Origin of the sequence: Escherichia sp. E4930 (assembly GCF_005845405.1) — a bacterium.
Taxonomy (GTDB): Bacteria; Pseudomonadota; Gammaproteobacteria; order Enterobacterales; family Enterobacteriaceae; genus Escherichia.
The window spans coordinates 272,115-285,643 of sequence record NZ_VCDZ01000002.1; the positions used below are offsets into that span (position 1 = coordinate 272,115).

The 13,529-nt window shown below is 51.9% G+C and carries 12 protein-coding genes; 10 read left to right on the forward strand and 2 right to left on the reverse strand.

The window, feature by feature from the left end; genetic code table 11:
- Nucleotide 1: 1 nt before the first annotated feature.
- A complete protein-coding gene (ugpC, locus tag FFT88_RS02440; protein WP_130258722.1) occupies nt 2–1,072 on the forward strand; it encodes a sn-glycerol 3-phosphate ABC transporter ATP binding protein UgpC in 1,071 nt (356 codons plus the stop codon).
- Nucleotides 1,069–1,812, forward strand: a complete 744-nt coding sequence (gene ugpQ / locus FFT88_RS02445) for a glycerophosphodiester phosphodiesterase (RefSeq protein ID WP_135405477.1) — start codon at nt 1,069–1,071, stop codon at nt 1,810–1,812. The genes ugpC and ugpQ overlap by 4 nt, the downstream gene beginning before the upstream one ends.
- Here ugpQ and FFT88_RS02450 read toward each other — a convergent pair.
- Nucleotides 1,799–2,239, reverse strand: a complete 441-nt coding sequence (locus tag FFT88_RS02450) for a DUF2756 family protein (RefSeq protein ID WP_130209058.1) — start codon at nt 2,237–2,239, stop codon at nt 1,799–1,801. The genes ugpQ and FFT88_RS02450 overlap by 14 nt on opposite strands.
- 120 nt (nt 2,240–2,359) lie before the next feature.
- Between FFT88_RS02450 and ggt the strand changes: the two genes are divergently transcribed.
- Nucleotides 2,360–4,093, forward strand: a complete 1,734-nt coding sequence (ggt, locus tag FFT88_RS02455) for a gamma-glutamyltransferase (RefSeq protein ID WP_135405478.1) — start codon at nt 2,360–2,362, stop codon at nt 4,091–4,093.
- 59 nt (nt 4,094–4,152) lie between these two features.
- Here the strand turns inward: ggt and yhhY are convergent, their stop codons facing one another.
- Nucleotides 4,153–4,641, reverse strand: a complete 489-nt coding sequence (gene yhhY, locus FFT88_RS02460; RefSeq protein WP_135405479.1) for an N-acetyltransferase — start codon at nt 4,639–4,641, stop codon at nt 4,153–4,155.
- 475 nt (nt 4,642–5,116) lie between these two features.
- Here yhhY and FFT88_RS02470 point away from each other — a divergent pair, with 475 nt between their 5' ends.
- The 7 genes from FFT88_RS02470 (at nt 5,117) to FFT88_RS02500 (ending at nt 13,509) form a co-directional block, all read left to right on the forward strand.
- Nucleotides 5,117–6,154: an oxidoreductase gene (locus FFT88_RS02470; protein ID WP_135405481.1), complete on the forward strand. Its 1,038-nt coding sequence runs from the start codon at nt 5,117–5,119 to the stop codon at nt 6,152–6,154.
- A gap of 122 nt (nt 6,155–6,276) precedes the next feature.
- Entirely contained in the window at nt 6,277–6,972 is a 696-nt protein-coding gene (gene yhhW, locus FFT88_RS02475; RefSeq protein ID WP_130209049.1) for a quercetin 2,3-dioxygenase, read from the forward strand.
- Nucleotides 6,973–7,065: 93 nt separating this feature from the next.
- A complete protein-coding gene (gene gntR, locus FFT88_RS02480; RefSeq protein ID WP_130209047.1) occupies nt 7,066–8,061 on the forward strand; it encodes a gluconate operon transcriptional repressor GntR in 996 nt (331 codons plus the stop codon).
- A gap of 138 nt (nt 8,062–8,199) precedes the next feature.
- Nucleotides 8,200–8,727, forward strand: coding sequence for a gluconokinase (gene gntK / locus FFT88_RS02485; RefSeq protein WP_000108330.1), 528 nt, complete (start codon nt 8,200–8,202; stop codon nt 8,725–8,727).
- 3 nt (nt 8,728–8,730) lie between these two features.
- A complete protein-coding gene (gene gntU, locus FFT88_RS02490; RefSeq protein ID WP_000210111.1) occupies nt 8,731–10,071 on the forward strand; it encodes a gluconate transporter in 1,341 nt (446 codons plus the stop codon).
- A gap of 139 nt (nt 10,072–10,210) precedes the next feature.
- The gene (locus FFT88_RS02495) at nt 10,211–12,307 is read left to right on the forward strand and encodes a RecQ family ATP-dependent DNA helicase (protein WP_135405482.1); all 2,097 of its coding nucleotides are present in this window, start codon (nt 10,211–10,213) and stop codon (nt 12,305–12,307) included.
- Nucleotides 12,214–13,509: a DNA-processing protein DprA gene (locus FFT88_RS02500; RefSeq protein WP_135405483.1), complete on the forward strand. Its 1,296-nt coding sequence runs from the start codon at nt 12,214–12,216 to the stop codon at nt 13,507–13,509. The genes FFT88_RS02495 and FFT88_RS02500 overlap by 94 nt, the downstream gene beginning before the upstream one ends.
- The last annotated feature ends 20 nt before the right edge of the window (nt 13,510–13,529 follow it).

Here is a 13,529-nt window from a genome sequence, read left to right on the forward strand (position 1 = left end):
GATGGCAGGACTGAAATTACAGGCAGTAACCAAAAGCTGGGATGGCAAAACCCAGGTCATTAAACCGCTGACCCTTGATGTGGCGGATGGCGAATTCATCGTGATGGTCGGGCCGTCTGGCTGCGGGAAATCGACGTTATTGCGCATGGTGGCCGGACTGGAGCGGGTAACGACGGGCGATATCTGGATCGACCGCAAGCGTGTCACTGAAATGGAGCCGAAAGATCGCGGAATTGCGATGGTATTCCAGAACTACGCGCTTTATCCGCATATGAGCGTCGAAGAAAACATGGCGTGGGGGCTGAAAATCCGCGGCATGGGCAAGCAGCAAATTGCCGAGCGCGTTAAAGAAGCGGCGCGTATTCTGGAGCTGGACGGCCTGCTCAAACGTCGCCCACGCGAGCTTTCCGGCGGTCAGCGCCAGCGCGTGGCGATGGGCCGCGCGATTGTGCGTGAGCCGGCGGTGTTCTTGTTTGATGAGCCGCTCTCTAACCTCGATGCCAAGCTGCGCGTGCAGATGCGGCTTGAGCTACAACAACTGCACCGTCGCCTGAAAACAACTTCACTCTACGTTACCCACGATCAGGTTGAAGCGATGACTCTCGCTCAGCGGGTGATGGTGATGAACGGCGGCGTTGCCGAACAGATTGGCACACCGGTTGAAGTGTACGAAAAGCCCGCCAGCCTGTTTGTGGCGAGTTTTATCGGCAGTCCGGCGATGAACCTACTGGCTGGCCGCGTGAATAACGAAGGCACGCATTTCGAACTGGATGGCGGTATTGCGCTGCCGCTAAACGGTTACTATCGCCAGTATGCCGGGCGTAAAATGACACTCGGTATCCGCCCGGAACATATTGCGCTAAGTTCGCAGGCAGAAGGCGGCGTGCCACTGGTGATGGACACGCTGGAGATCCTCGGCGCAGATAACCTGGCACACGGACGCTGGGGGGAACAGAAGCTGGTGGTGCGACTGGCGCATCAGGAGCGCCCGACGGCAGGCAGCACGCTGTGGCTGCATCTGCCGGAAAATCAGCTACATCTTTTTGATGGTGAAACAGGACAACGAGTATGAGTAACTGGCCTTATCCCCGCATCGTCGCTCATCGTGGCGGCGGTAAGTTGGCCCCGGAAAACACCCTGGCGGCAATCGACGTAGGGGCAAAATACGGTCATAAGATGATCGAATTTGACGCGAAGTTATCGAAAGATGGCGAGATCTTTCTGCTCCATGATGACAACCTCGAACGTACCAGCAACGGCTGGGGCGTCGCGGGTGAGCTGAACTGGCAGGATTTACTGCGCGTGGATGCAGGCAGTTGGTACAGCAAAGCGTTTAAAGGTGAGCCGCTGCCGTTGCTTTCGCAGGTGGCGGAACGCTGTCGCGAACATGGGATGATGGCGAATATCGAAATCAAGCCCACCACTGGCACCGGGCCATTAACGGGCAAAATGGTGGCGCTGGCGGCGCGCGAACTGTGGGCAGGTATGACGCCGCCGCTGCTGTCATCGTTTGAGATTGATGCTTTAGAAGCTGCGCAACAGGCTGCACCGGAACTGCCGCGTGGTTTGTTGCTTGATGAGTGGCGCGACGACTGGCGCGAACTGACCACGCGGCTGGGCTGCGTCTCTATTCATCTCAATCATAAGTTGCTCGATAAAGCGCGAGTGATGCAGTTAAAAGACGCCGGACTGCGGATTCTGGTGTATACCGTCAACAAACCCCAGCGCGCGGCAGAGTTGCTGCGCTGGGGCGTGGATTGCATCTGTACCGATGCGATTGATGTGATTGGTCCGAACTTTACGGCCCAATAGTTTTCAACGGAATGTCAGGCTGCGACGTGCTGGGCGGATTCAGCATGTCGCCGTTTTTCCTCTCTTGCAGCATATGCTGCTGATTTAGCGAACTATCCGGATTATGGTTACTGTTTAACATCCCGCCGTTGGTGTTGGGCAGCATTTGCTGCCGGGCAGGATTTAGCTCCCCCGGCTGCGACTGCAATACCCGCTGAGAGTTGCTATTAATCTGATTTTCTAAATGCTGCTGTTGCAATTGCGTCTGAGTTTTCAGTTGCTGATTCAGCATCCCTTTTTGCTGGATTTGCTGAGTCTGCATTTGAGTTTGCATCCGCTGCTGGCTGGGGATCTGATACCCCGGCTGATTAGGATTATTCAGAGTATTAATGGGCTGTGCAAAGCCGACAAACGGCAGGAGTGCCGTCAAAAGCAGAAGTCGTTTCATCGCGTATCCTCCTCTGAAGATATCCTTTAAGTTTACTCGCTTCCCGGCAAAACGATGATTAATTCAGAGTTATATACCAGGCTTAGCTGGGGTTGCCCCACACATAACTGGAGAATAACGATGATAAAACCGACGTTTTTACGCCGGGCGGCGATTGCAGCTTTGCTTTCAGGATGTTGTTTTAGTGCGGCAGCCGCGCCACCTGTTTCTTATGGTGTGGAGGAAGATGTCTTCCATCCGGTACGCGCAAAGCAGGGGATGGTGGCGTCTGTAGATGCTACTGCCACTCAGGTGGGGGTGGATATCCTCAAGGAGGGCGGGAATGCCGTTGATGCTGCCGTGGCGGTGGGCTACGCGCTGGCGGTAACGCATCCGCAGGCGGGGAATCTGGGCGGCGGTGGTTTTATGTTAATCCGCTCGAAAAATGGCAATACCACGGCTATCGATTTCCGCGAAATGGCGCCGGCCAAAGCGACCCGCGATATGTTCATTGATGATCAGGGCAACCCGGACAGCAAAAAATCACTCACTTCGCATCTGGCTTCCGGCACGCCCGGTACGGTAGCAGGTTTCTCGCTGGCGTTGGATAAATACGGCACCATGCCGTTGAACAAAGTGGTGCAGCCAGCGTTTAAACTGGCACGCGATGGTTTTATCGTTAACGACGCGCTGGCAGACGATCTCAAAACCTACGGTAGCGAAGTGTTGCCGAATCACGAAAACAGTAAAGCTATCTTCTGGAAAGAGGGCGAGCCGCTGAAAAAGGGCGACAAGCTGGTGCAGGCGAACCTGGCAAAGAGCCTGGAGATGATTGCCGAAAACGGCCCGGATGAATTCTACAAAGGCACGATAGCAGAACACATTGCCCAGGAGATGCAGAAAAACGGTGGCTTGATCACGAAAGAAGATTTAGCGGCGTATAAAGCGGTCGAACGTACACCGATAAGCGGCGATTATCGCGGGTATCAGGTTTACTCCATGCCACCGCCATCTTCCGGCGGTATTCATATCGTACAAATCCTCAATATTCTGGAAAACTTCGATATGCAGAAATACGGCTTTGGCAGCGCCGATGCGATGCAAATCATGGCAGAAGCTGAGAAATACGCCTACGCCGACCGCTCGGAATATCTTGGCGACCCGGATTTTGTCAAAGTCCCGTGGCAGGCGCTGACCAATAAAGCCTATGCCAAATCCATTGCCGATCAAATCGATATCAATAAAGCGAAGCCGTCCAGCGAGATTCGCCCTGGCAAACTTGCGCCTTATGAGAGTAATCAAACTACCCATTACTCAGTGGTGGATAAAGACGGTAACGCGGTAGCGGTGACCTATACGCTGAACACCACCTTCGGTACGGGTATTGTCGCGGGCGAGAGCGGTATTCTGCTCAATAACCAGATGGATGATTTCTCCGCCAAACCAGGCGTGCCGAACGTTTATGGGCTGGTGGGCGGTGATGCCAACGCCGTCGGGCCGAACAAACGCCCGCTGTCGTCGATGTCGCCGACTATTGTGGTGAAAGACGGTAAAACCTGGCTGGTCACCGGAAGCCCTGGTGGTAGCCGGATTATCACTACCGTGCTGCAAATGGTAGTGAACAGCATCGATTATGGCATGAACATCGCCGAAGCGACCAATGCGCCGCGTTTCCACCATCAGTGGTTGCCGGACGAGCTGCGTGTCGAGAAAGGATTTAGCCCGGATACGATCAAGCTGCTGGAAGCAAAAGGTCAGAAAGTGGCGCTGAAAGAGGCGATGGGCAGCACGCAAAGCATTATGGTTGGGCCTGACGGTGAGTTGTACGGCGCATCCGACCCGCGCTCGGTGGATGATTTAACGGCGGGGTATTAATATCTTAAGCCTCTCCCGGTAGGTGAGGGCTTAAATGACAAACTTAGATTGCAAATTTTCTATTTCACCCGCGCCATATAATACGCATCAACATATTCACCATTACGCAATGCGTACTTCTTGCCGGTCCCTTCAATCTCAAAGCCGAATTTTTTATAGACCTTAATTGCTGGCGCGTTATCGACGAACACCGTTAGCTCGATACGATCTACCCGCAACCAGTTGTCGCACATTTCAATCATCTCTCGTATCAGGGCGCTGGCGACACCGCGATTCTTCCAGCGGGCGTCGACACAGATACCAAAATCGGCAACATGACTGCGGCGTGGGCGTTGTTGCACGTCAATGGTGAGATGGCCCACGACGTCTCCATCAATACAGGCGACGAGTTGCTTGATGCTGGGGCGATCGGAGAGTCGTTCCAGCCACATATGTTCTGAAGGATGAGGCACCTGTAGTGTGTTGTAATACACCTCCGGCTGGGCGTGGATATGCCGAATGGCCTCATAATCGCGCGTTTCTGCGTGGCGTATTACTATCTCACTCATTCCTCTGTCCTCTTTAGGGTAAATGTCCCTTTCAACATCATTGACTTTCAAATACGAGTCAAATGGATTTTTTTGCAAAAAGTGTTGGACAAGTGCGAATGAGAATGATTATTATTGTCTCGCATTCAGGAAGACCCTCGCGGAGAACCTGAAAGCACGACATTGCTCACATTGCTTCCAGTATTACTTAGCCAGCCGGGTGCTGGCTTTTTTTTTGCTTTCGTACTGGTTTGTTTGCCAGTTTGTCCACGGGAAGTGTTCCTCGTGTTGAGACAAATGCAAAATTGCCTGATGCGCTACGCTTATCAGGTCTACAAAACGATGCCATTTTGTGTAGGCAGGGTAAGGCCTTCACGCCGCATCCGGCATGAATAAAGTGCACTTTGCCAACAATCTGACGTACTGAAGCCCAGGCATAGGAACCGCGTCCGCTTTGCGCTAAGGTGTAAATAACCACCTTAAAAAGGACGAAATCATGGTCATCAACTGTGCCTTTATTGGCTTCGGCAAAAGCACCACCCGTTACCATCTGCCGTATGTACTTAACCGCAAGGATAGCTGGCATGTCGCGCATATTTTTCGCCGTCATGCGAAGCCGGAAGAACAGGCCCCCATTTATTCCCATATTCATTTCACCAGCGATCTCGACGAAGTGTTAAACGATCCCGATGTTAAGCTGGTTGTCGTCTGCACCCACGCGGACAGCCACTTCGAGTACGCGAAGCGCGCGCTGGAAGCCGGGAAAAATGTACTGGTCGAAAAACCGTTCACCCCGACGCTTGCGCAGGCGAAAGAGCTGTTTGCGCTGGCGAAAAGTAAAGGGCTGACCGTCACGCCGTATCAGAATCGTCGCTTTGATTCCTGCTTCCTGACGGCGAAAAAAGCGATTGAAAGCGGCAAGCTAGGAGAGATTGTCGAAGTGGAAAGCCATTTTGACTATTACCGCCCGGTGGCAGAAACCAAACCTGGACTGCCGCAGGATGGCGCGTTCTATGGGCTTGGTGTGCATACCCTGGACCAGGTTATCTCGCTGTTTGGTCGCCCGGATCACGTCGCTTATGACATCCGCAGCTTGCGTAATAAAGCCAATCCTGACGATACCTTTGAAGCGCAGCTGTTTTATGGCGACCTGAAAGCGATCGTTAAAACCAGTCATCTGGTGAAAATCGATTATCCGAAATTTATCGTTCACGGTAAGAAAGGTACATTTATTAAATACGGCATCGACCAGCAGGAAACCAGCCTGAAGGCTAATATTATGCCGGGCGAACCTGGATTTGCGGCGGATGATTCGGTCGGTGTGCTGGAGTATGTCAATGACGAGGGCGTGACGGTCAGAGAAGAGATGAAGCCGGAGATGGGCGACTATGGGCGCGTTTATGATGCGTTGTACCAAACCATCACCAGCGGTGCGCCAAATTACGTCAAGGAATCTGAAGTTCTTACTAATCTGGAAATCCTTGAACGCGGTTTTGAACAAGCCTCTCCCTCCACAGTGACTCTCGCGAAGTAAGTTTGATGGCCCCTCGAATAGTTCAATTTTTTTGAACAGAGGGGTCAATTTTCACCCTCTATCATCCCAGGCAGATCGGGTCCACACTAAGCCCATCGAAATCATTCAGGGGGCGAATACAAATGATCTACTTACGCAAAGCAAATGAACGCGGTCATGCTAATCATGGCTGGCTGGACTCCTGGCATACTTTCTCTTTTGCCAACTATTACGATCCGAACTTTATGGGCTTCTCCGCGCTGCGCGTGATTAACGACGACGTGATTGAAGCAGGGCAGGGCTTCGGCACTCATCCGCATAAAGATATGGAAATTTTGACCTACGTGCTGGAAGGTACTGTTGAGCACCAGGACAGCATGGGCAATAAAGAACAGGTTCCTGCGGGCGAGTTCCAGATTATGAGTGCGGGTACGGGTATTCGTCACTCAGAGTACAACCCAAGCAGCACCGAGCGTCTGCATCTGTATCAGATCTGGATCATGCCAGAAGAAAACGGCATTACGCCGCGTTATGAACAGCGTCGCTTCGATGCCGTGCAGGGCAAACAACTGGTGCTCTCGCCGGATGCGCGTGACGGTTCGCTGAAAGTGTATCAGGATATGGAACTGTACCGCTGGGCGCTGGTAAAAGATGAGCAGTCGATACATCAGATTGCCGCTGAACGCCGCGTCTGGATCCAGGTGGTGAAAGGTAATGTCACTATTAACGGCGTAAAAGCCTCGACCAGCGATGGTCTGGCGATTTGGGATGAGCAGGCGATTTCCGTCCACGCTGATAGCGACAGTGAAATCCTGCTGTTCGATTTACCGCCAGTCTAAATTTATCTCACAAACCTTCCTGAGGAATCAGGAAGGTTGTGATGCGTCCGTGGTAAACTAAAGGAATCTATCCCTTTTGTACCTTTCAGGACGATGAAAAAGAAAAGACCCGTACTTCAGGATGTGGCTGACCGTGTAGGCGTGACCAAAATGACGGTCAGCCGCTTTTTGCGTAACCCGGAGCAAGTTTCCGTCGCTCTACGTGGCAAGATTGCCGCCGCTCTTGATGAACTGGGTTATATTCCCAATCGCGCGCCCGATATCCTCTCTAACGCCACCAGCCGGGCGATTGGCGTCCTGTTACCTTCTCTCACCAACCAGGTTTTTGCGGAAGTATTACGCGGAATCGAAAGCGTCACCGACGCGCACGGTTATCAAACCATGCTGGCGCACTACGGTTATAAACCGGAAATGGAGCAAGAACGCCTTGAATCGATGCTCTCCTGGAATATCGATGGCCTGATCCTTACCGAACGCACCCACACGCCACGCACCTTAAAGATGATTGAAGTGGCGGGTATTCCGGTGGTGGAGCTGATGGACAGCCAGTCGCCGTGCCTCGATATCGCTGTCGGTTTTAATAACTTTGAAGCGGCACGCCAGATGACTGCCGCTATTATTGCTCGCGGGCATCGCCACATTGCTTATCTCGGCGCACGTCTCGACGAACGTACTATCATCAAACAGAAGGGATATGAGCAGGCGATGCTGGATGCAGGCCTGGTGCCATATAGCGTGATGGTTGAACAATCTTCTTCTTACTCTTCCGGTATTGAACTGATTCGTCAGGCGCGGCGGGAATATCCGCAGTTGGATGGCGTGTTCTGTACCAACGATGACCTGGCGGTCGGCGCGGCGTTTGAATGTCAGCGTCTGGGGTTGAAAGTTCCTGACGATATGGCGATTGCCGGTTTCCACGGTCATGACATTGGTCAGGTGATGGAGCCGCGGTTAGCGAGCGTGCTGACGCCGCGTGAGCGGATGGGCAGTATTGGCGCTGAACGCCTGCTGGCGCGTATTCGTGGCGAAGCGGTGACGCCGAAAATGTTAGATTTAGGTTTCACCTTGTCACCGGGTGGATCTATTTAAGCCTACAAATTTGAAGTAGCTCACACTTATACACTTAAGGCACGGATGGATATTGCTTCTGTTTTTGTCCGGCTGGAGAATGTTACCGATAACAGTTACCCGTAACATTCTTAATTCTTGTACTGTGGGGGCACCACTTTGAGCACGACTAATCATGATCACCACATTTACGTCTTAATGGGCGTATCGGGCAGCGGCAAATCTGCGGTCGCCAGTGAAGTGGCGCATCAACTTCATGCCGCGTTTCTTGATGGCGATTTCCTCCATCCGCGCCGCAATATCGAAAAAATGGCGTCTGGTGAACCGCTGAATGACGACGATCGCAAACCGTGGTTGCAGGCGCTGAACGACGCCGCGTTTGCCATGCAGCGTACCAATAAAGTGTCGCTGATCGTCTGCTCTGCACTGAAAAAACACTATCGCGACCTGCTGCGTGAAGGTAATCCGAATCTCTCTTTCATCTACCTGAAAGGCGATTTTGATGTGATTGAAAGCCGCCTGAAAGCGCGCAAAGGCCATTTCTTTAAAACCCAAATGTTGGTGACGCAGTTTGAAACGCTGCAGGAGCCGGGTGCGGACGAAACCGATGTACTGGTGGTGGATATCGATCAACCGCTGGAAGGTGTTGTGGCAAGCACCATTGAGGTTATTAAAAAAGGCAAATAAGTAGTGACTACATTAACGCTTGTTTTAACAGCAGTAGGGTCTGTTTTACTGCTGCTGTTTTTAGTCATGAAGGCGCGTATGCACGCTTTCCTGGCTTTGATGGTGGTGTCTATGGGGGCTGGCCTTTTTTCCGGTATGCCGCTCGATAAAATCGCAGCGACGATGGAAAAAGGGATGGGTGGCACCCTCGGCTTCCTGGCGGTGGTTGTCGCCCTGGGAGCCATGTTTGGCAAGATCTTACATGAAACCGGCGCAGTCGATCAGATTGCCGTCAAAATGCTCAAATCCTTCGGTCACAGCCGCGCGCATTATGCCATCGGCCTTGCGGGACTGGTCTGCGCGCTACCGCTGTTCTTTGAAGTGGCGATTGTTCTGCTGATTAGCGTTGCTTTCTCAATGGCGCGCCACACCGGCACGAACCTGGTGAAGCTGGTAATCCCATTGTTCGCAGGCGTGGCGGCAGCGGCGGCATTTCTGGTGCCTGGACCAGCGCCAATGCTGCTGGCATCGCAGATGAATGCCGACTTTGGCTGGATGATCCTGATTGGCCTGTGTGCGGCAATTCCGGGAATGATTATTGCCGGGCCGCTGTGGGGTAACTTCATCAGCCGCTACGTGGAGCTGCATATTCCTGACGACATCAGCGAACCGCATCTCGGCGAAGGCAAAATGCCGTCTTTTGGATTCAGCCTGTCGCTGATCCTGCTGCCGCTGGTGCTGGTAGGTCTTAAAACCATTGCTGCGCGTTTTGTACCAGAAGGATCAACTGCTTACGAATGGTTTGAGTTTATCGGTCATCCGTTTACTGCGATTCTGGTTGCTTGTCTGGTAGCGATTTATGGCCTGGCAATGCGTCAGGGCATGCCAAAAGACAAAGTGATGGAGATTTGCGGTCACGCGCTACAACCAGCGGGGATTATTCTGCTGGTGATTGGTGCAGGCGGCGTGTTCAAACAGGTGCTGGTTGACTCTGGCGTAGGTCCGGCGCTGGGCGAAGCATTAACCGGCATGGGCCTGCCGATTGCTATCACCTGCTTCGTGCTGGCAGCTGCAGTGCGCATCATTCAGGGGTCTGCCACCGTTGCCTGTTTAACGGCGGTGGGGCTGGTGATGCCGGTCATTGAACAACTGAACTACTCCGGTGCGCAAATGGCGGCACTGTCGATTTGTATCGCTGGTGGTTCGATTGTCGTCAGCCACGTTAACGACGCTGGTTTTTGGTTGTTCGGTAAATTTACCGGTGCGACCGAAGCCGAAACGCTGAAAACCTGGACCATGATGGAAACCATCCTCGGCACTGTCGGTGCCATCGTCGGGATGATTGCGTTCCAGCTGTTGAGTTAATTACTGCGACAAATTACTGCGAGCTTGCTCGCAGTAATTCATTTCTCTTTTCTCCCCTCTTCATCTTTTTGATCTCTCTCGCAAATTTACCTGCTAATAATCCGTTCTAATCACTGCCTAAAGATAGCAGGAGATAAAGATGGAAAAGCACGGAGCTGAATTGCTTTTAAAGCGGATGTTAGGAAATACCACCGCTACTTTCAGGGAAGGGCAATGGGAAGCCATAGACGCGGTGGTGAACCAACGGCGAAAACTGCTGGTTGTCCAACGCACTGGCTGGGGGAAAAGTGCCGTGTACTTCATCGCCAGTAAAATCTTCCGCGATCGCGGCGTTGGCCCGACAATTATCATCTCTCCTTTGCTTGCCCTGATGCGTAACCAGGTTGCCGCCGCTGAACGGTTAGGTATTACGGCTGAAACGTTGAATTCTACAAACAGAGAAGAATGGCAGCGCATTAGCGATAAGTTGCTGCAAGGTGAGGTCGATTGCTTGCTGGTTTCCCCGGAACGTTTGGCAAACCAGGACTTTATCGAAACGGTTTTATATCCTATAGCCGATCGTATTGGCTTGCTTGTGGTCGACGAGGCGCACTGCATCTCTGATTGGGGCCACGATTTTCGCCCGGATTACCGACGTATATTAGATATTTTGCGCCAACTGCCTGCGAATACCCCTGTTCTGGGTACAACCGCGACAGCGAATAACCGTGTCGTTGAGGATATCCGTCAGCAATTGGGTGACATTGTGATTCAGCGTGGAACGCTGGCTCGCGAAAGTTTGGCGCTTGATGCCTTAGTCTTAGGTGAACAGTCATCCCGTCTGGCATGGTTAGCAACGGTTATCCCTCAGTTTTCCAAATCGGGAATTGTTTATACCCTGACTACTCGCGATGCCGAACTTGTCGCCGAGTGGTTAAGGAAAAATGGTATCAGTGCATTTGCTTACTACAGTGGCGTGACTTGTGAAGGCGCGGAAGATTCTAATACTGCCAGGGAATATCTGGAGCAGGCACTGCTGGCAAATAAAATTAAAGTTCTGGTCGCGACGACGGCGCTGGGAATGGGCTTTGACAAACCAGATTTGGGGTTTGTTATTCATTACCAGATGCCAGGTTCGATAGTTGGTTACTACCAACAGGTGGGGCGTGCCGGTCGCGGTATCGATTCTGCTGTTGGCATACTGCTTTGTGGCAGTGAAGACCGCGCTATTCATAAATTCTTCCGTGAAAGCGCCTTTCCTGCGGAGGCGCAAATTCATGAAATACTCAACGTACTTAGCGAGAATGACGGTCTTACCCTACGAGGCATTGAACAACGGACGAATCTTCGTTATGGGCAAATAGAAAAAGCACTGAAGTTACTGGTAGCTGAAAATCCATCGCCTGTGGTGTATACCGAGAAATTATGGCGCAGAACAATTGTCAGTTTTTCTCCTGACCATGAACGAATTAACCATTTGATGAATCAGAGAAAAAATGAGCTGGAAGACGTTGAAAGCTATATCACGACCAAGGAGTGCAAAATGCAATTTCTGCGCCGCGCACTCGATGAGCCAAGTGCCGAACGTTGTGGTAAATGTAGCAGTTGTTTTCAGCATCCGTTGTTGTCGCCCGACATTGATAGCGGCTTACTCCATGCGGCAAATTTATTTATTAAACACGCTGACCTGCCATTAAATCTCAATAAACAGGTGGCAGCTGGGGCTTTTACGCAATACGGATTTAAAGGGAACTTGCCTGCGGGTTTACAAGGATCTACGGGGCGAGTCCTTTCTCGTTGGGGCGATTCCGGGTGGGGAAAGCAGGTAGCACAGGAGAAAAAAATGGGGCGCTTCAGTGATGAGCTGGTGGAGGCATGTGCGGAAATGGTTCTCCAACGCTGGAATCCGCATCCTGAACCAACCTGGGTATGCTGCGTTCCTTCATTAAGGCACCTCGACCTGGTTCCTGATTTTGCCCGGCGACTGGCGGCGAAACTAGGCTTACCTTTTATTGATGCCATTGGAAAAGTCGTGGACAATCCACCGCAGAAAATGCAGCAAAACCGTTTTCACCAGTGTCAAAATCTCGACGGGGCGTTTGTGATTACCCCTCCTTTGATGACAGGTCCGGCGTTGCTGGTTGACGATATCGTGGATTCTGCATGGACGCTGACAGTTCTGACAGCACTGTTACGCCAGGCAGGTTGCCCGACGGTTTATCCTCTTGCCCTTGCTTCTACCTCGGTAAAAAATTGATGAATCTTTCAGCCAATGCACAAGCAACTCTCCTGCTAACCAGCGATTTTTCTCGCGCGGCGGCGAGTGAGTATAAACCTCTTAGTAATAGTGAATGGGGGAAGTTTGCATTATGGCTGAAGCACCAACGTCTCAGTCCCGCCGATCTTCTGGTGCCGCAACCGCAAGAGAAACTTACAGGCTGGAGCGATCCGCGTATTTCTCAGGAGCGTATTCTTGGCTTGCTGGCGCGTGGTCATAGTCTGGCGTTGGCGGTAGATAAGTGGCAACGCGCCGGTTTATGGATCTTAACCCGAGGAGATGCCGATTATCCCGTTCGCTTGAAAAACCGATTGCGAACGGATGCACCTCCCGTTTTATTTGGCTGCGGGAATAAAGCATTACTGCAAGCGGAAGGTATGGCGATTGTTGGCTCGCGAGACGCTCCGACTGACGATTTGCGCTATACCCAACAACTGGCAGCGAAACTGGCCCAACAGGGGATTTGCGTTATCTCTGGTGGTGCGCGAGGTATTGATGAGTGTGCAATGGCGTCGGCACTAGAGGCCGGGGGAACTGCCGTTGGCGTATTAGCTGATAGCTTGTTAAAAACGAGCACGTTAGTGAAATGGCGTGAAGGGCTTATAGCAGGCAACCTGGTGTTGATTTCGCCGTTTTACCCAGAGGTACGTTTCACTGTCGGCAATGCGATGGCGCGGAATAAATATATTTATTGCCTTGCTGAAAGCGCAATGGTTGTACGTGCGGGAATGACCGGTGGAACGATAACCGGGGCGATGGAGGCATTAAAACATCAGTGGCTGCCTGTCCTGGTTAAACCAAATCAGGATATGCAATCAGCCAATTCACGATTAGTAGAAAATGGGGCGTCATGGAGTGCTGAACAGGCTGAAAATGTGACGATCAGACTGCCAGACGTTCCTGGGCAGATGTATGACAGAGCATTCCGTAACGCTCAACCAGAACTGTTTTCGCTGCATGAAGATGACGCAAATTATGCAGTAATGCCTGCGCATACGCCTGTCGATTTTTATCAACTCTTTGTAGCGGAACTGGCGATCCTTGCAAAGGAATCAATAAGTATTGAAAGGCTGGCGTCTTGTACTGGTTTAACCATCGAACAAGCTAGTGTATGGCTGAATCGCGCAGAAGAAGAGGGAAGGGTTATCCGATTGGGCGAAGGTCATTATCAGTTCAGGTAATAAAACAGGTGCCGCGTCTG

Bases quoted from the DNA above. Each gene is read 5' to 3' on its own strand.
- ugpC (WP_130258722.1), top strand. From the start codon at position 2: ATGGCAGGACTGAAATTACAGGCAGTAACCAAAAGCTGGGATGGCAAA.
- ugpQ (WP_135405477.1), top strand. From the start codon at position 1,069: ATGAGTAACTGGCCTTATCCCCGCATCGTCGCTCATCGTGGCGGCGGT.
- FFT88_RS02450 (WP_130209058.1), bottom strand. From the start codon at position 2,239: ATGAAACGACTTCTGCTTTTGACGGCACTCCTGCCGTTTGTCGGCTTT.
- ggt (WP_135405478.1), top strand. From the start codon at position 2,360: ATGATAAAACCGACGTTTTTACGCCGGGCGGCGATTGCAGCTTTGCTT.
- yhhY (WP_135405479.1), bottom strand. From the start codon at position 4,641: ATGAGTGAGATAGTAATACGCCACGCAGAAACGCGCGATTATGAGGCC.
- FFT88_RS02470 (WP_135405481.1), top strand. From the start codon at position 5,117: ATGGTCATCAACTGTGCCTTTATTGGCTTCGGCAAAAGCACCACCCGT.
- yhhW (WP_130209049.1), top strand. From the start codon at position 6,277: ATGATCTACTTACGCAAAGCAAATGAACGCGGTCATGCTAATCATGGC.
- gntR (WP_130209047.1), top strand. From the start codon at position 7,066: ATGAAAAAGAAAAGACCCGTACTTCAGGATGTGGCTGACCGTGTAGGC.
- FFT88_RS02495 (WP_135405482.1), top strand. From the start codon at position 10,211: ATGGAAAAGCACGGAGCTGAATTGCTTTTAAAGCGGATGTTAGGAAAT.
- FFT88_RS02500 (WP_135405483.1), top strand. From the start codon at position 12,214: ATGGACGCTGACAGTTCTGACAGCACTGTTACGCCAGGCAGGTTGCCC.